Below are 18,387 nucleotides of genomic sequence, written 5' to 3' on the forward strand. Positions count from 1 at the left end.
CGGTCGCCCTTCGCCGCCCGTACCAGCGCGAAATCGGTCCGGATCCCGCGCTCCAGCACGTACTCGGTGCCGTCGAACTCCCGCACCTCCTTCACAGGCGACGCGAGCGCGACCCCGCCGGAGCCGTCGTAGCGCCACGGCAGCCCGCCCTCGGCGACCTGCGTGCCCACCCCGGCCGGCGTGTAGAAGGCGGGAATGCCGGCCCCGCCGGCCCGCAGCCGCTCGGCCAGCGTGCCCTGCGGAATCAGCTCCACCTCCAGCTCACCGGCCAGATACTGCCGCGCGAACTCCTTGTTCGCCCCGATGTACGAGCCCGTCACCCGCGCGATCCGCCCCGCCGCCAGCAACACCGCAAGACCCGACTCCATCGCCCCGCAGTTGTTCGACACCACCGACAGACCGCGCACCCCCCGCTCGTACAACGCCTGGATCAGCACATTCGGCACACCGCTCAGCCCGAACCCGCCCACCGCCAACGACGCCCAGTCCGGCACGTCCGCCACCGCCTCCAGGGCCGAGGCAACCACCTTGTCCATTCGAGAAGCCTCATTTCTTCCTGGCGCCCTACCGAGTGAATTAATCAGGGCACTGAGTATTTCGGTGAGGAGTTCCTCACGCTGCCATCGCTGCCCTGCAGCGTCAAGACCCGAGAGAATGATGGCGGGCACGGCCGCAGACAGGGGGATGAGCGGCGGGTATCCTTCAGTGCACGAACTAATTTGCCAACCCATTCGACCACGGGAGCGCACATGGCCGCGGTGGACCTCACCACCCACCCCGGGCACCTGGCCCGGCGGCTCCAGCAGGCGCACTACCTGCTGTGGAACACGATGGTCTCGGAGGAGATCACCTCGCCGCAGTTCGCGGTCCTGAACGCGCTCGTCGCCGAGCCGGGGCTCGACCAGCGCACGGTGGGGGAACGGGTGGGCCTCGACCGGTCGACCGTGGCCGAGGTGATCAGCAGGCTCGGCCGCCGCGAGCTCCTGGACAAGGTGCGCGATCCGCAGGACGGCCGGCGCTTCCTGCTGCGCCTCACGGACGACGGGCTGCGCACCCACCGCAAGCTGACCGTGCGCACCGCGCGCATGAACCAGGTCTTCCTTGCCCCGCTCTCCGCCGAGGAGCAGACCCTGTTCTTCGATCTCATCCGCCGGGTCGCGGACGCCGCGGAGGGGCTCCGCAACCCCGCGGAGCCCCTCGTCGCACAGCCCTGACGCGTCGCACGGCACGGACGCTCAGGACGCGGCCCGCGCGAACACCACCCACACCTGGCCCTTCGCGAAGTTCACCGGTGTGCCGTCCGTGCCGGTGAACTCCGTGCCGTCGGTCGCCCCCTGCCGGTTCCAGGTGGCATCGAAGACCTTGCCGTTGCGCAGCACCTCGGCCTTCCCCGAGCCCACGGTCTCGGTGTACGGCGTGTTGTTGCCGAGCACGTCGTGGTACGCGGACTCGTGGATCTTCACGTACTGCACCACGACCGTCGCCGGGGCGATCCGCTTGCCGTCGCTGGTCTCGGCGGGGGTGCCATCCATGGAGACCAGCCAGCGGCTGCGGTCCGCGGACCAGGTGAAGGTGAAGCGGGCCGAGGGATAGCGCACGGTGCGCGTGGTCTCGGTCCGGCCACCCGAGGGGGCCGGACCGTAGTGGAAGCCGGTGGTCAGGGCCGCCGCGCCGGGCGGGTCCGGCAGCAGCCGGTCGGGACGGAGGTAGAGGTTGTGCGGCGCGGGCTTGTCGGTGCCGCGGTAGAAGGCGTCGGAGCCCTCGCCCGGTGTCTCGGGCGTCAGCGGCGCCTTGTCGATCAGCGGCAACAGCTTGCGCTGGGCGCCGGAGAAGGCGAGCGTCGGATCGTGGAACTGACGCAGCAGTTCCAGGTCGGACTCGCGTGCGCTGCGCACCGGCCCGACGGACTTCGGCAGCTTGGTGGCGTACACCGCCATCAGACGGCTCAGCCCGCCCTCGACCTGCTCCGCGTAGACGACGTCCGCCGCGTTCAGCCCGGTCTGCGGCCGGGCCGCGCCCACGTTGTCGATCTTCACCGCCAGCACCGGTCCGGTGCTGCGGGGGGTCTCCTGGCTCCTGGTCGGGGTGGGTGCCTGGTGGTTGCCGCGGCCGTCGTCGACCGGGCGGTGTGTCGTCGTACAACCCGCCGCCAGGACGGTCGTGATCGCGGCGGCCAGCGCGGCCGCCGTCAATGTGGCGCGTCGTGTGCGCGCCCTCTCACCCATGCCCACAGTTACCACCCAGTCTGTCCCATCGATTGTGCGCTTATATGCTCATCGATGGCCATACCAGATCAGTCCCGATCGCGCGCGCTGCATGAGCCCATCGGCTCAGCCGGAGGGCGGAGTGGGCCCCAGGATCTCAGCGAGATCGTAGGTGACCGGCTCCTCCAGTTGGTCGTACGTGCAGCTCTCGGGCGTACGGTCCGGGCGCCAGCGGCGGAAGCGGGCCGTGTGCCGGAAGCGGACCCCGTTCTCCATGTGGTCGTAAGCCACCTCGGCCACCCGCTCCGGCCTGAGCGGCACCCACGACAGGTCCTTCTTGCCCGACCAGCGGCTCGGCGCCCCGGGCAGCCGCGCCGACTCATGGGCCGCCTCGTCCGACCAGGCCGCCCACGGATGCCCGGACACGTCGTCCAGTCGCAGCGGCTCGAGCTCCTCGACGAGCTCGGCGCGCCGCTTCATCGCGAACGCGGCGGACACGCCGACGTGCTGGAGGGCGCCCTGGTCGTCGTAGAGCCCGAGCAGCAGCGAGCCCACCACCGGGCCGCTCTTGTGGAAGCGGTAGCCCGCGACGACGACGTCCGCCGTCCGCTCGTGCTTGATCTTGAACATGGCGCGCTCGTCCGGCAGATAGCGCAGCGTGGGCGGCTTGGCGATGACACCGTCCAGGCCGGCCCCTTCATACTGCTCGAACCACCGCTGGGCCACCTCGACATCGGTGGTCGCCGGTGCCAGGTGCACGGGTGCCGTCACCCCGGTCAGGGCCCCGGCGAGCAGGGCCCGCCGGTCCGTCAGCGGGACGTCCAGGAGCGACTCGTCGGCCAGCGCCAGCAGGTCGAAGGCGACGAAGGAGGCGGGGGTCTTCTCGGCCAGCATGCGGACCCGGGAGTCCGCCGGATGGATCCGCTCGGTCAGCGCGTCGAAGTCGAGCCGCCCCTCCCGGGCGATCACGATCTCGCCGTCCAGCACACAGCGCTCGGGCAGCCGTTCCTTCAGCGCCGCCACCAGCTCGGGGAAGTACCTGGTCAGGGGCTTTCCGGTACGGCTGCCGAGCTCGACCTCGGCGCCGTCGCGGAACACGATCGCCCGGAAGCCGTCCCACTTCGCCTCGTAGTGCATGTCCGGCGGGATCTTCACCACCGACTTGGCGAGCATCGGCTTCACGGGTGGCATCACCGGGAGATCCATGCTCCGATTCTGCTCGCAATCTCCGGGCGCCGCCCGGTGTGCACGGGATGCTGGCGGCACCTACGGTATCCGCATGGGTGCAGCGGTGGAACTGGAGGCGGGCGGCCGGACCGTGAGGCTGTCCAGCCCGGACAAGGTCTTCTTTCCGGAACGCGGTTTCACCAAGCTGGACCTCGCCCGGTACTACATCGCCGTCGGCCCCGGAATCCTGCGCGCCCTGCGCGACCGTCCGACCACCCTGGAGCGCTATCCGGACGGCGTGACCGGCGAGTCCTTCTTCCAGAAGCGGGCGCCCAAGAACATGCCCGACTGGATCCCCACCGCGCACATCACCTTCCCCAGCGGCCGCAGCGCGGACGAGATGTGCCCCACGGAGGAGGCGGCCGTGCTGTGGGCGGCGCAGTTCGGCACGCTCACCTTCCACCCCTGGCCGGTGCGCCGCACCGACGTCGACCGCCCCGACGAACTCCGCATCGACCTCGACCCGCAGCCCGGCACCGACTTCGCCGACGCCGTCCGCGCCGCCCACGAACTGCGCGCCGTCCTCGACGAATTCGGCGGACTGCGGGGCTTTCCCAAGACCTCCGGCGGCCGCGGACTGCACGTCTTCGTGCCCATCGAACCGCGCTGGACCTTCACCCAGGTACGGCGCGCCGCGATCGCCGTGGGCCGGGAGCTGGAGAGGCGGATGCCGGACCGGGTGACGATCAAGTGGTGGAAGGAGGAGCGCGGCGAGCGCATCTTCGTCGACTACAACCAGACCGCCCGGGACCGCACCATCGCCTCTGCGTACTCGGTACGGCCGCGCCCGCACGCCCCCGTCTCGGCGCCCCTGCGCTGGGACGAGGTGGACGACGTCCACCCCCAGGACTTCGACCTCGCGACGATGCCCGCGCGCTTCGCCGAACTCGGCGACGTCCACGCGGACATGGACGACCACGCCTTCTCCCTGGAGGCCCTGCTCGAACTCGCCCGCCGCGACGAGCACGACCACGGCCTCGGCGACCTGCCGTACCCGCCCGAGTACCCGAAGATGCCGGGCGAACCCAAGCGGGTACAGCCGAGCCGGGCGAAGAAGGAGACGTAGCGCGGGCCGCTCGCCCCGCTGGGTCCGAGGGAGCAGCATGGAGGTGAGCCACGAAGGGAGGCCCACCATGAAGACCTCAGGCTCGGACTACGACGCCGGCCTGTACTCGCACACCCCCTCCCAGGCGGAGGGCGAACGCGAGGAGCAGCCCGGGCGTACGACCATGGAGGAGCACCCGGACGTCCCCCGGACCGAACCGTCCCAGGCGGAGGGCGAACGGACGGACGACATCGGCCCCGCGTGACGGCCGAGAGAGGCGGAGCCCCGGCCCACTGAACGTCCGGACGGCGGTGGCGGGGCTGCTGGGGTTGTGGAGGCAGGCGCCGGCTGGCCGTGCCCGGTGCCTGCCTCCGGCAGCGGAACGGGGCATCGGGCGGCTGGCCCGAGCGGTCGTGGGGCCCTGCGAAAACGCTCTCACCGGCTGTTCGACCCGGGGTTATCCTGATCGGCAACCGCCGAGGAGGAGTCCCGAAGTGACCGAGACAGCGCCACGCCCCACGCTGGAGGCCGTGGCCGCGCGGGCCGGGGTGTCCCGGGCGACCGTGTCGCGGGTCGTGAACGGCGGGGACGGGGTCAGGGAAACCCTCGTCGAGCGTGTCCGGCAGGCCGTCGAGGAACTCGGTTACGTCCCCAACCAGGCGGCGCGCAGCCTGGTGACGAAGCGGCACGAGGCGGTTGCCGTCGTCATCGCCGAACCGGAGACCCGCGTCTTCACCGACCCCTTCTTCGCCCTCCAACTCCGGGGCATCAGCAAGGAGTTGACCGCGCACGACAACCAGCTCGTATTGCTCCTGACCGAAGGCCGTGCCGACCACGCGCGCGTGGCCCGCTATCTCGCCGGCGGCCACGTCGACGGCGCGCTCGTCTTCTCCCTGCACCTCGACGACCCGCTGCCCGGGCTCATCCAGGGCGCCGGTGTGCCCACGGTGTTCGGCGGCCGGCCGGACTGGAAGGACGGCACCCCGGTGTATGTGGACAGCGACAACCGGGGCGGCGCCCGCGAGGCCGTACGGCACCTCGTCTCCCTCGGCCGGACCCGGATCGCGCACATCACCGGCGCCCTCGACCAGACCTCCGCGGTGGACCGGCTCGACGGATACCGGGGCGTCATGGGGGACGTGGATCCACAGCTGATCGTGGAGAGCGACTTCACCCCGGCCGGCGGCGAACGGGCCATGCGGGAACTCCTCGACCGCTGCCCGGACGTGGACGCCGTGTTCGCCGCCAACGACCTCACCGCCGCCGGTGCCCTGGGCGTGCTGCGTGAAAGCGGGCGGCGGGTGCCCGAGGACGTCGCCGTGATCGGCTTCGACGACATGCTGCTCGTCGCGGAACGCAGCGACCCGCCCCTGACGACGGTCCGTCAGGACATAGAGGAGATGGGCCGGTTGATGGCCCGCCTGCTGCTGCGCGGCCTCGACCCCCGTGGCCGCGACGAGAACACCGAAGGCGCGCCGTCCAGCGTCATTCTGCCGACGACGCTGGTACGACGCGCATCCGCCTAGCCCCGCTCTTCCAGTCCGCCGCCGCTCACTCCTGCGGAGGCGCGCTCCTGATCACCGCGAAGCGGGCGCCGTACGGGTCGGCGAGCTTGGCGATGCGGCCCACACCGTCCATGGTCGTCGCGGGCATCCGGACCGTGCCGCCCAGTTCCTGTGCCTTGGCGACCACCGCGTCCGGGTCCTCCACCTCGAAGTACGGCAGCCAGTACGGACCGGCCGCCGCCTCCGTCGGGTCGATGGCCAGCGGGACGATGCCGCCGAACATGTCCTCGTCGCCGCCGTCGGCCGGATTGATCGAGGTGTAGGTGCCGCCGGGGAACGGCACGGCTGAGGTCTCCAGGCCGAGCGCGCTGTGGTAGAAGGCGGCGGCTGCCGCCTCGTCCGGTGTGTACAGCTCGATCCAGCACAGCGAACCCGGCTCGCCGGCCACGTCCACACCCTTGTTGCTGCCGGGCTGCCAGATCCCGAACGGCACGCCCGCCGGGTCGGCGAGGACCGCCATGTGGCCCTGGCCCATCACGTCCATGGGCTGGAACAGCACGCTGCCGTGCGCCTGCTCGGCGGCCTTGGCCGTGGCCTGCGCGTCCTCGCTCTGGAAGTACACGGTCCAGGCGGGCGGGCCCTGTTCGGCGGTGGTCTGCATACCACCGGCGACGGTCCGGCCGCCCAGCTGGAAGAAGCCGTAGCCACCGGCGTCGGGTCCCCCCGACTGGAACTGCCAGCCGAAGAGCGAGCCATAGAAGGAGATGGCGCCGTCGATGTCGGACGTGCCGACGTCGATCCAGTTCGGAGCGCCGTTGACGAAACGGGTGGTGAGCATTGTCGCCCTCCTCGGAAGGGTCCCGTTCTTTGCACCGCCGAGTCTGGCACCGCCCACTGACAATCGGTGTGCCAACGCCGCGGCCCGCCGGACCGAAATGCACGATCACCTTGGGTGACCAGCCGGATTCCCCTTGTTTTCGTTCGGCTTCCGCGCGCCGCCGTGCGCCGCGGCCCTCCGGAGGAGCATCATCGGGGCGGCCGGGGGCCATGGACACGCCGTTGACCGGACGTTGATCGAACGTTTTTCGCCGCTCGGCACGATCCTGGCCATGCACATCGAAACGATCACCTCGCCCGACCTCGCCTGGCAGGAGGGGGCGTTGTGCGCGCAGACCGGGGCGGACTTCTTCTTCCCCGAGCCCGGCAGCTCCGTACGCGATGCCAAACGGATCTGCGGCATGTGCCCCATCCGCTCCGCATGCCTGGAGTTCGCGCTCGACAACGACGAACGCTTCGGCGTCTGGGGCGGCCTGTCCGAGAAGGAGCGGCTGGAGCTCCGGCGCACCTCGCGCTGACGTCACCCGGTGCGCACATCCTTGCGACCGCGGCCGCGGTGTGCGGTTAGGATCCGGGGGCGCGTCCGGGCGTAGCGCAGAGGCAGGCGCATCGCCTGGCATGGCGACCACGCCGGTTCGAATCCGGTCGTCCGGATGCGCGTCGTACGGTCCCGTAGCGCAGAGGCAGGCGCGCCGCCTTCTCAGGGCGGTCACGCCGGTTCGAATCCGGCCGGGACCACGGCAGGGCGGACACGGGGCGGGACGGATGGGCGAGGCGATCACCGAGGCGGAACTGGCCGCCTTCCACCAGGTCGTGGGGAAGCTGCGGGAGCTGCCCTTCGACGATCCGCAGCGGCTGCGGGCAGAACAGGTCGCCGCGTCCTTCGCGCGCGACGGCCGGCTGCGCCGCCGCAAGGCGCGGGGCGCCGACATCTCGGCAGCCGACGCCGCCGCGATGGCCGCCACCGCCACCGGCGCCCTCGACCGGCGCGAGGACGCACCACTGGCCGTGCCCGGCGCCGGGGGCGTCTTCCACAAGCCGCGCACCTGCTATGTCTGCAAGTCGGCCTATCGCCAGGTCGACTCCTTCTATCACCGGCTCTGCCCGGACTGCGCCGCCGACAACACCGCCCGCCGCGCCCTGCGCACCGACCTCGGCGGGCGCCGCGCACTGCTCACCGGCGGCCGGGTGAAGATCGGTTTCCAGCTCGCGCTGATGATGCTCCGGGACGGCGCCGAACTCCTCGTCACCTCCCGCTTCCCGCACGACACCGTGCGCCGCTTCCGGGAGGCGCCCGGCAGCGCGGACTGGCTGGACCGGCTCACCGTCCTCGCCGTCGACCTGCGCGACCCGCGCCAGGTGCTGGGCCTGTGCGAGGAACTGCGGGACGAGGGACGGCCGTTGGACATCCTCGTCAACAACGCCGCCCAGACCGTGCGCCGGCCACCCGAGTCGTACGCGCTGCTCGCCGCCGGTGAGAGCGCCGCGCTGCCGCCGGGGGCGCGGCGGGCCCCCGGGTTCACGCCGCTGCGGGTGCTGACGGGCTCCGCCGCGGCCCTGCCGGCCGCGCTGCGGGAGGCCGACGAGGCCGGGCTGCTGCCCGACCCCTCCCCGGAGAACTCCTGGTCGGCCCGGCTCGGCGCGCTCGACCCGGCGGAGGTCCTGGAGACCCAGCTGGTCAACGCCCTCGCCCCGGCGCTCCTGTGCGACCGGCTGCTGCCGCTGCTGCTCGCCTCCCCGCACCCGCGCCGCTACGTCGTCAACGTGACCGCTGTCGAGGGCCGCTTCGCCGTCCGCAACAAGATGGCGGGCCATCCCCACACCAACATGGCCAAGGCCGCCCTCAACATGCTCACCCGCACCAGCGCCGCCGAACTCGCCGAGCGGGGCGTGCACATGTGCGCCGTCGACACCGGCTGGATCACCGACGAGAACCCGGCACCGAAGAAGGCCCGGATGGCGGGCGCCGGTTTCCGCACCCCGCTGGACATCGTGGACGGGGCGGCCCGGGTGTACGACCCGATCGTGCGCGGCGAAGCCGGGGACCCGGTGTCCGGGGTGTTCCTGAAGGACTACCGGGAGGCGGAGTGGTGAGCGAGGACCCGAGGGAAGATGCCGGCTTCGCGGGAGTGCCGTACGTCGCGCCGCGACCGCTCGCCGAACTCACCCCGCTCCTGGACTGGTTGCGCGCCGGACGCCCGGCAGGTCAGCGGCTGGACTTCGCCGCCGGAACCGCCCTGCCCGACGGCCGGCTCGACCTGTGCAAGCAGGGCGTCGGCGCGGAGGGCGCCGCACTGATCGCCGACGCCCTCGCTGAAGGGCCCTCCCCGGTACGGCACTTGCTGCTCGGCACCGACGCGCTCGGCGACGACGGTGCCGACGCCGTCTCCGAGGCGACCGGGGACGTCGAGACGCTGTACCTCGGCTGCAACGGGATCACCGCGGGCGGTGCCTGCCGGATCGCCGACAACCTGCGCGCCTCGCCGCAGGTCGTCACCGGCGTCTGGCTGAAACGCAACCCCCTCGGCAGCGGGGGCGGGCACGCGGCGGCCGAACTCATAGAGTCCGCACGGTCGTTGCGCACCCTCGACCTCGTCCAGACAGGACTCGACCCGGCGGGCGCCGCCGTCCTGGCCGACGCCCTGCTGGCCGCGGCGGCGGGCGGGCGCCGGATCGAGCGCCTCTTCGTCGGCGGCAACCCGCTCGGGGAGGCGGGCGCGCGGGCCCTCGCCGCCGTGCTCGCCGAGGGCACGGTCGACGAACTGTACGTGTCCGCGGCCCGGTTGGGCGACGCGGGCGCGCTCCGGCTCGCCGAAGCCCTGGAACGGGCGTCGTACGGCCGGCTCACCCGGCTGTCCGTCGCCAGCAACGCCATCGGACCGCGGGCCGCCGCCCGGCTGGTGACGGCGGCGACCGCGGCCGGGGTCACCCTGCTCGACCTCGGCCGGGTGCGGGCGGCTGCGGTCCTCGCGGCCGAGGACAACCGGCTCGACCTGGCCGCCGCCGACACCATCGGCGCGGCACTCGCGGGCACCGGGCACCGCCTCGCCCACCTCGTACTGACCCACACCGGGCTCCGCAGTCGCGAGGCCCACCGCCTCCTCGACCACGCGCACCGCGCCACCACGGCCACCCGCTTCCGGCTCGGCACCGGCATCGCCACCAGCGTCAAACGCCGCCTGGACACCCTCAGCGCACACGTTCCCGCACCCGCGCTCCCCGCCGACGTGGCGGCCGTACGCAGCGTGCACCGCACGGCACCAACCCCGCAGCCGGAGCCCTGACCGCACCGCTCAGCCGCGGCGCATCCCCGTGAACACCTCCGTCCAGAAACGCTGTTGTTTCTCCGACGCGCCCACCAGATACGTCGCCCGCAGCTTCGCCGGGAGCAGCGCCACCAGCCGGGCCACCACCGCCCGGTGCTTCTTCAGCTGGGACAGCTCCGCGTTGGCCAGGATCTGGTGGACCACATCGCTGTCGTCGCCGCCCTCCTCGGACCGCTCGGCCGCCCGGCGCAGCCGCGCCTCCCACGCGTCCACGTCCCGGGCCAGCTCGCGCAGCCCCGTCACCGGCCGGCCGCGCAGCCGGTCAAGCAGCGCCGTGAGCGGCACCGGCGCGTACTCGCCGTCGCCCAGGTAGACGGTGCCCATCTCCAGCGGCAGCCCACGCCGGTGCAGCTTGATGAGCCGCTCCAGGGTGCGCTTGGTGATCCAGGCGCGGCCGTCGTCGTCGATGTCGTGCTTCCACCACTCCAGGACCGTCTCGGCGTCCGAGCCGTACCGGGCGAGCAGCCACTCGTTGGCCGGGATGTCCTCCGGCGCCACCTCCAGCGAGGCCGTGAAGCGGGTGGCCTGCGCGATGTTGTTCCGGGACACCAGCAGCTTGCGGCCCAGGTGGTACGGCGGGTTCTGCACGGCTATCTGGGCGCGCAGGTTCTCGATCGGCCGACCCGCCAGGGACCACTCCTGGGTGACCTCCATCAGCTTGGCGAACGCCGCCCTGTCCTTCGGCCGGTTGTACTCGTCCCAGATGATCGCCTTCGGCTCCGGACCCGTGAAGTGCGCAGCGAGCAGATTGTCCAACGTGCCGTCCGGCGAGGGGATCGGCGCGCACAGGTCCTCGACGTTCGTCACCGGCAGGGAGAAGTACAGCGCCTCGCGGCCCAGGCCCTCGCGCAGGGTCTGCCGCACCAGCTCCGTCTTGCCGCAGCCCGGCGGGCCCTGCAACAGCACCGTCCAGCGGCCCCGCAGCGCCGCCCGCACGACCTGCCGTACCGGATCGGGGATCGTCGCCGGGTTGGGCACGCCCACCGCCTCGGCGATCCGGTCGAGGATCTCCGCCGTGCGGTTCTGCCCCGGGCGGCCGTCCGATCCTGGCTCCGCCAGCCGCAGCCGCTCGCCGTCCACCAGCGGCAGACCCCAGCGCAGCGGGAAGCCCTCCCGGGCGTTGGCCAGGACGTGGTCGAGCGTGCGTGGGGACAGCAGCTCGCGCAGCGCGGGGGAGAGCGACGCCCATACGGAGAACACCGGACGCAGGTCCCACGGGCGGTACTTGGCCGCCAGATGGCGCCGCCAGGACGTGTCGTTGGCGGTGATCCGGATCGTGACCATGCGGTCGAGCAGGGCGAGGTCGCCGCGCCGGGCGGACGTCTCGGACAGCGACTCGTTGTCGGTGAGGAAGACACCGACACAGCCCAATGCCCGCAGATCGTGCTCGCCCAGCGTCCAGTCGCAGGCGATCTGCATCAGCTGCGACTGGATCGTGTCGCCCGCCTGGAGCGAGTCGTCGATCAAGAGCACGAACGGCCGGCCCGGTTTGAGCTGGCTCATCACCAGCTGGCGCAGGACGAGTTCACCGGTGTCCGGGTCGCGCACCGGCGCGTTGACGAGCAGGTCGTCCGGGGTGAGGTTCGCCGCCGGGACATAAACCAGCGTGGTGTCCGGACGGGCGCGGGCGATGTGGGAGAAGAACGTCGCCGTCTTGCCGATGCCGTGCTCACCGAAGACCTGGCCCGTCTGCCCCATGTCGATCATCGCGTCGATGAACGACTCGAGCCGGGACGTCGTCGACTGCTGTGTGTCCGTGGTCATTTACCGCGATCCTGTGGTGACGCGATGGCAGTCCATCGCGGGGGTGTGCGTCTCGGGCCACTCGCTGCCGCCCTCGGTGATCAACCAGATCCATTTGTCAGGCTCGGCGGGTGTGATCGGCGGGGCGTACCCGTCCGTCAGGACGACGACAGCGTCCGGCTTCACGTCGAAACGGCGCCCGTTCACCTCCGTACGGCCCTCCACGTAGTCGGCGACCACCTGGAAGCTCGTGCCGCCCCCGCCGAACACCCTCTCGCCCGGTCGGAACGGCATCACCACCGCGTCGAACGACAGCCAGTGCGCCTCCACCCCGTCGATCCGGCCCACGAGTTCGGTCAGCCACCGGATCACGTGGTCCGGCATCGAACCCGACGTGTCGAAGGCGATGACCAGCACCTTGTCCCGCACCGGGCCGCGCCGCGCGAGCATCGGGTCCTGGCCCAGGGCCGCGAGCAGCGCGCCCCGCTTCTTCGGATACACCAACCGCTCACCGTCGCGCAGCTTCGAGCCGAGCACGTCGACCAGCCAGCGCTGCCACCAGTGGACCGTACGGGTGCGCGTGGTCTCGCCGCGCAGCACTCCCGCGCCCAGGTTCCCCCAGATCCGGGCGGCCCGCGCCGAGCCGTCCTCGGTACGGCCCATCAGGTCGAGCAGCTCACGCTCCGCGCCCGTGTGCCCTCGCCGGGCCGCCAGCAGGGAGTTGAGCAGCGCGGAGGACGTCACCGCGTCCACGGTCTCCTGGTCGGCGGGCACCGACCCGTCCACCAGATGCACGCACATCCGCCGCTCCGGGACGAGCGGGTGCCGCATGCGCTTCAGCTCGCCGTACACTCGCATGTCCGTCTCGGTGAACGTCTCGTACGGCACCGGCTCCAGGCCGTGCGCCATCAGGTCCTGGCGGTAGGCGTCGTACACCTTCCGTGGATCGACGCCCGTCGGACTGCCGTCCAGAAGGGGCAGTTCCTCGCGGCCGAGACGGACCAGGGCCACGTGATTGATGGAGACCTCCGCCGCCAGTTCGAAGACCGGGTCGTCGCGCAGCTCCGGCTCGGCGAACAGATGCCGGTGCACCAGGTGCCGCGCCTCGTGGAACAGCACGAACTTCACGCCGTCCAGGCCGAGTCCGACGAAAAAGTCCGGGTTGTAGAGCAGCAGACAGGAGCCGTCGCCAGAGGCCACCACGGCCGCCGTGTCTATCGCGGTCGTGGCGAGCTGGTGGTGGCATTTGGCGAACAGCCACGACGCGACCGCCGACTCGGTCAGCCCGAAGTCCAGCAGCGCGGCCTCCTTCAGCCGCCGCGCCTCCTCGACCACCGCCGCGTCCGCCGGGCGGTACCGCTCGAGCGCCCTGCGGTCGGCGAGGTCGACCACGGCAGGACGCCCCCGCCCCCGCTCTCCGTACGCCATGTGCCGCCCCCCGTACCGGATTTCCCCCTGGATCATTGGTACCAGGCCCCACTGACAACGGGCCAAGGCATTACGCTCGGCGGCAAGGGCGGGGTCGTAGCGCAGAGGCAGGCGCACCGGTCTCCAAAACCAGAACACGCTGGTTCGAATCCAGCCGCCCCGCCCCCCTCGCCTGCCGGTTCAGGCGATGGCGCCCGCGGTCACCACGAGTTCCGGGACGTTCCCGTGGAACGTCTCGACCAGCTGCGCCAGCACCGCCCACGCCTCCTCGCGCCCGCCCAAGTGGTCGTGGACCAGGGCGCGGAGGCAGTCGGCGGCCTCATGGACCCGGGCCGGGAACAGCACATGGCCCAGGGTCAGGACCTGCAGGACGTACGCGGCGGGGCCGTACTCCGAGGCGTACTCGGCGGGGCCCTCCAGCACGCCCGCCTGCCGCACCCGGTGGGTGAACTTGGGATGCGCGCCGAACTGGGCTCGTACCGTGGGCGGGCAGTCCGGGCGCACGGCCAGCGCCCAGCGGGCGTAGCCGGGCAGCGGGTGTTCGCGGTCCGCGTCGGCGACCGTCAGCCAGTCGGCGCGCGTGACGACCATGGACGCGGCCGCACGCGCCGGAGCCATGGCGGTGGCGGTGCGCAGGGCGCCGACCAGGCCGTGGCGGACGTAGTTCTCGGGGGGTTCGGGCTCCTCGGCCCACAGGGTCCTGTCCACCGCAACGGCCTCGGTGCGGCCGGGCCCGAACGGCACTCCGCGGGCGATGGCCCGCCCCAGGCCGGACTCGGACGGCAGCAGCCGCCACACCAGGGCGTTGAGGTTCGGGTCGTCCTCCTGCAGCATCCACAGCAGCACCGAGGAGGGCAGGTCGCCCGCCCATGTCCACGTCTGGCGCAGCAACCGGCGGGCGGCCTCGGGATGCTCGGGCCCGGGATGCCCGATCCGCGCCCGGACCCGCTCGGCGGTCTCCTCGTCGATCAGGCCGAGCAGGAAGCCGACGGCCCGTTCCGCCCTGGTGTGGTCACGCATGGCGGCATGATGCCCCAGCGCACTGACAGGGCGCACCGGGAAATCGATGCGCCCCGAGTGCCGCCGCTCAGGCTCCGGCGCGCGCCGCCATCCGGGCCTTGCGCGCGGCCAGCTTCTCGTCGAACTTGAGCGCCTCCGCGTCGAGTCCGCCCATGAACAGCCCGAGTTCCTCCTGCGCGCGGCGCCCCTCGGGGCCGAGCCCGTCGATCTCCATGATCTTCAGGAAGCGCAGCACGGGCTGGAGGACGTCGTCGTGGTGGATGCGCAGGTTGTAGACCTCGCCGATCGCCATCTGCGCCGCGGCCCGCTCGAAGCCGGGGATGCCGTGGCCGGGCATGCGGAAGTCGACGACGACGTCGCGCACGGCCTGCATGGTCGGGTCGGGGGCGATCTCGAAGGCCGCATTGAGGAGGTTGCGGTAGAAGACCATGTGGAGGTTCTCGTCGGTCGCGATGCGGGCCAGCATGCGGTCGCAGACCGGATCGCCGGACTGGTGCCCGGTGTTGCGGTGCGAGATCCGGGTCGCGAGCTCCTGGAAGGCGACGTAGGCGACCGAGTGCAGCATGGAGTGCCGGTTGTCGGACTCGAAGCCCTCGCTCATGTGGGCCATGCGGTACTGCTCCAGCTTGTCCGGGTCCACCGCGCGCGAGGCGAGCAGATAGTCGCGCATCACGATGCCGTGCCGGCCCTCCTCGGCCGTCCAGCGGTGCACCCAGGTGCCCCAGGCGCCGTCCCGGCCGAAGAGCGTGGCGATCTCGTGGTGGTAGCTGGGGAGGTTGTCCTCCGTCAGCAGGTTCACCACGAGGGCGACACGGCCGACCTCAGTGACCTTGGAGTGCTCCTTTTCCCAGGCCTCGCCGTCCTCGAAGAAGCCGGGGAAGTTACGGCCGTCGCTCCACGGGACGTACTCGTGCGGCATCCAGTCCTTGGCGACCTGCAGATGCCGGTTCAGCTCCTTCTCGACCACTTCCTCCAGCGCGTAGAGCAGCCGCGCGTCGGTCCACACGGACGGGCTGTCGAGTCGGGGGGAGGCGATCGTCACGGGAACTCCAGGGGGACGCCGAACAAAGGGAAATGAACAAGGGGCGTACCGGCGAGCGGTGCCGGAAACCTACGTGATCGTAGGCTACGAAACCGTAGGTTACGAGACCGTAGGTTAAGTGTCGTGTAAGGCCCGCTGCTCAGACGGCGTTCGCATGTCGAAACCGGACATGCGAACGGCCCCGGAACACGCAGGTCCAGGGCCGTCGGGCGAAAGGATCAACGGGTCAGACGTACAACTCCCGCAGCCGCACCGAGAGGCACGTCACACAGCCCTCGAGCTTCTCGAACTCACCGATGTCCACGGTGACTACCTCGTGGCCGAGGTCGGTGAGCAACTCCGCAGTCTTCGGCGCGCTGTCCGCCATCAGCAGCTTGCCGCCGCCGAGCAGCACCACGTGGGCGCCGGACTCCTCGGGCACCGACAGGAAACCCGGGAACAGCGACGGCCGGTCCACGTTCGGGATGTGCCCGAGCACGGTTCCGTCGGGCAGCGCGGTGACCGCCGACTTCAGGTGCAGCACCTTGCTCACCGGCACGGCCACCACCCGTGCGCCCAGCGGCTCGAATGCGGCCCGGACCTGCTGTACGCCATCCGCGTTGGTGCGTCCGCCCCGGCCGACGTAGATCGTGTCGCCGACCTTCAGGACGTCACCGCCGTCCAAGGTGCCCGGCTCCCAGATCCAGTTGACCGAGCAGCCGAGGCGGGCCACGACCTCCTCGACGCCGGCGGTCTCCTCGCGCCGGGACTCGGCGCCGGGCCGGGTGATCAGCGCGACGTTCTTGTACATCACCACCGTGTCCTCGACGAACACGGAGTCGGGGCAGTCGTCGGCCGCCTCCACCTCGATGGTCTCCCAGCCGTGTGTGCGCAACGCCTCGACGTAGACCTCCCACTGCTCGACGGCGAGGTCCACATCGACCTTCTCCCGCTGGATGTGCGTCACCAGGCCTTCGGCGAGGCGCGGGCTGGGGCGGCGGACGAGGGCCTTCTTGCTGGGCACAGCGGGTCTCCGTATCGGCGGGGCGTTCCGGCGCCCGAGTTGCGGCGCCGGTTCGCCATCATGCAGGGCGGGCCCGTGCCGGCAAAACCCTTCGTTGTCAGGCTGTGGCCCTCCTGAGATGCTCCGTCGCGCCTGCTAGGCGGGATCGGCGAGCTCTTCCGGTGTCGTTTCCCTGAGTTCGCCCTCCTCGAGGAGGAGCCAGCGGGTGATGTCGAGCGACTCCAGGAACGGCAGGTCGTGGCTCGCAACGATCAGTGCTCCCTCGTACGACTCCAGGGCCGTGGTCAGCTGGCGCACGCTGGCCATGTCGAGGTTGTTCGTCGGCTCGTCGAGCATGAGGAGCTGCGGTGCCGGCTCGGCCAGCATCAGCGCGGCCAGGGCGGCCCGGAAGCGTTCGCCGCCGGACAGGGTCGCCGCCTTCTGGTCGGCCCGGGCGCCCCGGAACAGGAAGCGGGCCAGCCGGGCCCGGATCCGGTTCTTGGTGGCGCCCGGCGCGAACCGGGCCACGTTCTCCGCCACGGTCCGTTCCCCGTCGAGGACGTCGAGGCGCTGCGGCAGGAAGCGCAGCGGGACATGCGCCCTCGCCTCGCCCGCCACCGGCGCCAGCTCCCCGGCGATCGTGCGCAGCAGCGTCGTCTTGCCCGCGCCGTTGCGCCCGATCAGCGCGATCCGCTCAGGGCCGCGCAGCTCGAGGACACCGTCGACGCGCGCTCCGTACGTCAGCTCCAGGTTCCGGAGCGTGAGGACGTCACGGCCCGGTGGGACGGCCGTGTAGGGCAGGTCGACGCGGATCTCGTCGTCGTCCCGTACGGCCTCCACCGCCTCGTCGAGCCGCTCCCTGGCCCCGGCGAGCCGCTCCTCGTGCATGATGCGGTGCTTGCCCGCGGACTCCTGCGCCGCCCGTTTGCGCGCCCCCATGACGATCTTCGGCTCGCGCTTCTGCTCGGCCATCTTCTGGCCGTACCGCTTACGGCGGGCCAGTTTGACCTGGGCATCGGCCAGTTCGCGCTTCTGCTTGCGCAGGTCGGCCTCGGCGACGCGCACCATGCGCTCGGCCGCCTCCTGTTCGCCGGCGAGTGCCTCCTCGTACGCGGAGAAGTTGCCCCCGTACCAGGTGACTTCCCCGGAGCGCAGATCGGCGATCTGGTCGACCAGCTCGAGCAGCTCGCGGTCGTGGCTGACCACGACCAGGACGCCCGACCAGGACGCGACGGCCGCGTACAGCCGCCGGCGCGCGTACAGGTCGAGATTGTTGGTGGGTTCGTCTAGCAGCAGTACGTCCGGGCGGCGCAGCAGCAGCGCGGCCAGCCGCAGCAGAACCGACTCGCCGCCCGACAGCTCGCCGACGGTGCGGTCCAGGTCGATGTGGCCGAGGCCGAGTTCGCCGAGGGTGGCGAGCGCGCGCTCCTCGACGTCCCAGTCGTCGCCGACCGTCTCGAAGTGCTCCTCGGACACGTCGCCCGCCTCGATGGCGTGCAGCGCGGCGCGCAGTGCGGCGATGCCGAGTGCCTCGTCGACGCGGAGCACGGTGTCGAGGGTGACGTTCTGCGGGAGATACCCGACCTCGCCCGTCACCCGGACGGTGCCGTCGGACGGGGTCAGCTCACCGGCGATCAGCTTCAGCAGCGTGGATTTTCCCGAGCCGTTGACGCCGACGAGTCCGGTGCGGCCGGGACCGAACGCGACGTCGAGGCCGTCGAGGACGGGGGTGCCGTCGGGCCAGGAGAAGGTGAGGGACGTACAGGTGAGGGAAGGGGACATGGGGGCCTCGCGGTTGCTGGGTGCGGAAGGGGGCAAACGCGTGTCGAGACACCGCGAGGCGGCAACCAGGAGGCGGTCGGGCCATGAAAAAAGGCCCAGTGCCAAGGGACGGCTCGGAGGCCGAGGTCGCACGCGACGGACACACCACACAGGTGTGACGCGGTGACTCAGGACCTCAGACGAGCAACGTCCTTCTCCGATCGACGGCAACAGAACCGCTGAACACGCTACGAAGGGCGCCGGAGG

General features: G+C 71.4%; 17 protein-coding genes and 3 tRNA genes. 10 read left to right on the plus strand and 10 right to left on the minus strand.

Annotated features, from left to right (window positions below; genetic code table 11):
- Positions 1-536, minus strand: a 536-nt coding sequence (locus ACFYXB_RS31310) for a CoA transferase subunit A (RefSeq protein ID WP_389588038.1), incomplete at its 3' end; no start/stop codon positions are given.
- A 213-nt stretch (positions 537-749) separates the two neighbouring features.
- Here ACFYXB_RS31310 and ACFYXB_RS31315 point away from each other — a divergent pair.
- On the plus strand, positions 750-1,214 hold the full coding sequence (locus ACFYXB_RS31315) for a MarR family transcriptional regulator (RefSeq protein WP_351359136.1): 465 nt from the start codon (positions 750-752) through the stop codon (positions 1,212-1,214).
- Positions 1,215-1,235: 21 nt separating this feature from the next.
- Here the strand turns inward: ACFYXB_RS31315 and ACFYXB_RS31320 are convergent, their stop codons facing one another.
- Together ACFYXB_RS31320 and ACFYXB_RS31325 are read right to left on the minus strand one after the other, a co-directional pair.
- Entirely contained in the window at positions 1,236-2,225 is a 990-nt protein-coding gene (locus ACFYXB_RS31320) for a DUF3048 domain-containing protein (RefSeq protein WP_389588040.1), read from the minus strand.
- Between the two features lie 105 nt (positions 2,226-2,330).
- Positions 2,331-3,410 (minus strand): ATP-dependent DNA ligase, encoded by a 1,080-nt coding sequence (locus ACFYXB_RS31325; RefSeq protein ID WP_389588041.1) that lies wholly within the window; start codon positions 3,408-3,410, stop codon positions 2,331-2,333.
- A gap of 73 nt (positions 3,411-3,483) precedes the next feature.
- Between ACFYXB_RS31325 and ligD the strand changes: the two genes are divergently transcribed.
- The 3 genes from ligD (at position 3,484) to ACFYXB_RS31340 (ending at position 6,002) form a co-directional block, all read left to right on the plus strand.
- Entirely contained in the window at positions 3,484-4,497 is a 1,014-nt protein-coding gene (ligD, locus tag ACFYXB_RS31330; RefSeq protein WP_389588043.1) for a non-homologous end-joining DNA ligase, read from the plus strand.
- Between the two features lie 67 nt (positions 4,498-4,564).
- Complete coding sequence (locus tag ACFYXB_RS31335) at positions 4,565-4,741, plus strand: hypothetical protein (protein ID WP_351359147.1); 177 nt, start codon at positions 4,565-4,567, stop codon at positions 4,739-4,741.
- Positions 4,742-4,970: 229 nt separating this feature from the next.
- A complete protein-coding gene (locus ACFYXB_RS31340; protein WP_389588045.1) occupies positions 4,971-6,002 on the plus strand; it encodes a LacI family DNA-binding transcriptional regulator in 1,032 nt (343 codons plus the stop codon).
- A gap of 25 nt (positions 6,003-6,027) precedes the next feature.
- Here the strand turns inward: ACFYXB_RS31340 and ACFYXB_RS31345 are convergent, their stop codons facing one another.
- Positions 6,028-6,819: a VOC family protein gene (locus ACFYXB_RS31345; protein ID WP_351359153.1), complete on the minus strand. Its 792-nt coding sequence runs from the start codon at positions 6,817-6,819 to the stop codon at positions 6,028-6,030.
- A 271-nt stretch (positions 6,820-7,090) separates the two neighbouring features.
- Between ACFYXB_RS31345 and ACFYXB_RS31350 the strand changes: the two genes are divergently transcribed.
- The 5 genes from ACFYXB_RS31350 (at position 7,091) to ACFYXB_RS31370 (ending at position 10,102) form a co-directional block, all read left to right on the plus strand.
- Complete coding sequence (locus tag ACFYXB_RS31350; protein ID WP_351359156.1) at positions 7,091-7,336, plus strand: WhiB family transcriptional regulator; 246 nt, start codon at positions 7,091-7,093, stop codon at positions 7,334-7,336.
- Positions 7,337-7,401: 65 nt separating this feature from the next.
- Positions 7,402-7,472 (plus strand) — tRNA-OTHER (locus ACFYXB_RS31355).
- 12 nt (positions 7,473-7,484) lie between these two features.
- Positions 7,485-7,556: transfer RNA gene (locus tag ACFYXB_RS31360), tRNA-Glu, on the plus strand.
- A 27-nt stretch (positions 7,557-7,583) separates the two neighbouring features.
- Positions 7,584-8,912, plus strand: a complete 1,329-nt coding sequence (locus ACFYXB_RS31365; protein ID WP_389588048.1) for an SDR family NAD(P)-dependent oxidoreductase — start codon at positions 7,584-7,586, stop codon at positions 8,910-8,912.
- A complete protein-coding gene (locus ACFYXB_RS31370; RefSeq protein WP_389588050.1) occupies positions 8,909-10,102 on the plus strand; it encodes a ribonuclease inhibitor in 1,194 nt (397 codons plus the stop codon). Before ACFYXB_RS31365 ends, ACFYXB_RS31370 begins: the two co-directional genes overlap by 4 nt.
- A 9-nt stretch (positions 10,103-10,111) precedes the next feature.
- On the opposite strand, the gene ACFYXB_RS31375 is transcribed toward ACFYXB_RS31370, so the two are convergent.
- Together ACFYXB_RS31375 and ACFYXB_RS31380 are read right to left on the minus strand one after the other, a co-directional pair.
- Entirely contained in the window at positions 10,112-11,908 is a 1,797-nt protein-coding gene (locus tag ACFYXB_RS31375; RefSeq protein WP_389588052.1) for an AAA family ATPase, read from the minus strand.
- Complete coding sequence (locus tag ACFYXB_RS31380) at positions 11,909-13,315, minus strand: hypothetical protein (protein ID WP_389588054.1); 1,407 nt, start codon at positions 13,313-13,315, stop codon at positions 11,909-11,911.
- 88 nt (positions 13,316-13,403) lie between these two features.
- Between ACFYXB_RS31380 and ACFYXB_RS31385 the strand changes: the two genes are divergently transcribed.
- Positions 13,404-13,479 (plus strand) — tRNA-Trp (locus tag ACFYXB_RS31385).
- 16 nt (positions 13,480-13,495) lie between these two features.
- On the opposite strand, the gene ACFYXB_RS31390 is transcribed toward ACFYXB_RS31385, so the two are convergent.
- From ACFYXB_RS31390 to ACFYXB_RS31405, 4 genes are all read right to left on the minus strand, one after another.
- Positions 13,496-14,335 (minus strand): hypothetical protein, encoded by an 840-nt coding sequence (locus ACFYXB_RS31390; protein ID WP_389588055.1) that lies wholly within the window; start codon positions 14,333-14,335, stop codon positions 13,496-13,498.
- A gap of 67 nt (positions 14,336-14,402) precedes the next feature.
- Positions 14,403-15,377: an acyl-ACP desaturase gene (locus tag ACFYXB_RS31395; RefSeq protein WP_389588057.1), complete on the minus strand. Its 975-nt coding sequence runs from the start codon at positions 15,375-15,377 to the stop codon at positions 14,403-14,405.
- A gap of 226 nt (positions 15,378-15,603) precedes the next feature.
- Positions 15,604-16,380 (minus strand): dimethylargininase, encoded by a 777-nt coding sequence (ddaH, locus tag ACFYXB_RS31400; RefSeq protein WP_389588059.1) that lies wholly within the window; start codon positions 16,378-16,380, stop codon positions 15,604-15,606.
- 135 nt (positions 16,381-16,515) lie between these two features.
- Positions 16,516-18,141: an ABC-F family ATP-binding cassette domain-containing protein gene (locus ACFYXB_RS31405; RefSeq protein ID WP_389588061.1), complete on the minus strand. Its 1,626-nt coding sequence runs from the start codon at positions 18,139-18,141 to the stop codon at positions 16,516-16,518.
- Positions 18,142-18,387 lie beyond the last annotated feature (246 nt).

Source organism: Streptomyces sp. NPDC002619, from assembly GCF_042889305.1.
GTDB lineage: Bacteria > Actinomycetota > Actinomycetes > Streptomycetales > Streptomycetaceae > Streptomyces.

Bases quoted from the DNA above. Each gene is read 5' to 3' on its own strand.
- ACFYXB_RS31325 (WP_389588041.1), bottom strand. From the start codon at position 3,410: ATGGATCTCCCGGTGATGCCACCCGTGAAGCCGATGCTCGCCAAGTCG.
- ACFYXB_RS31350 (WP_351359156.1), top strand. From the start codon at position 7,091: ATGCACATCGAAACGATCACCTCGCCCGACCTCGCCTGGCAGGAGGGG.
- ACFYXB_RS31345 (WP_351359153.1), bottom strand. From the start codon at position 6,819: ATGCTCACCACCCGTTTCGTCAACGGCGCTCCGAACTGGATCGACGTC.
- ACFYXB_RS31380 (WP_389588054.1), bottom strand. From the start codon at position 13,315: ATGGCGTACGGAGAGCGGGGGCGGGGGCGTCCTGCCGTGGTCGACCTC.
- ligD (WP_389588043.1), top strand. From the start codon at position 3,484: ATGGGTGCAGCGGTGGAACTGGAGGCGGGCGGCCGGACCGTGAGGCTG.
- ACFYXB_RS31335 (WP_351359147.1), top strand. From the start codon at position 4,565: ATGAAGACCTCAGGCTCGGACTACGACGCCGGCCTGTACTCGCACACC.
- ACFYXB_RS31405 (WP_389588061.1), bottom strand. From the start codon at position 18,141: ATGTCCCCTTCCCTCACCTGTACGTCCCTCACCTTCTCCTGGCCCGAC.
- ACFYXB_RS31375 (WP_389588052.1), bottom strand. From the start codon at position 11,908: ATGACCACGGACACACAGCAGTCGACGACGTCCCGGCTCGAGTCGTTC.
- ACFYXB_RS31315 (WP_351359136.1), top strand. From the start codon at position 750: ATGGCCGCGGTGGACCTCACCACCCACCCCGGGCACCTGGCCCGGCGG.
- ACFYXB_RS31365 (WP_389588048.1), top strand. From the start codon at position 7,584: ATGGGCGAGGCGATCACCGAGGCGGAACTGGCCGCCTTCCACCAGGTC.
- ACFYXB_RS31320 (WP_389588040.1), bottom strand. From the start codon at position 2,225: ATGGGTGAGAGGGCGCGCACACGACGCGCCACATTGACGGCGGCCGCG.
- ACFYXB_RS31390 (WP_389588055.1), bottom strand. From the start codon at position 14,335: ATGCGTGACCACACCAGGGCGGAACGGGCCGTCGGCTTCCTGCTCGGC.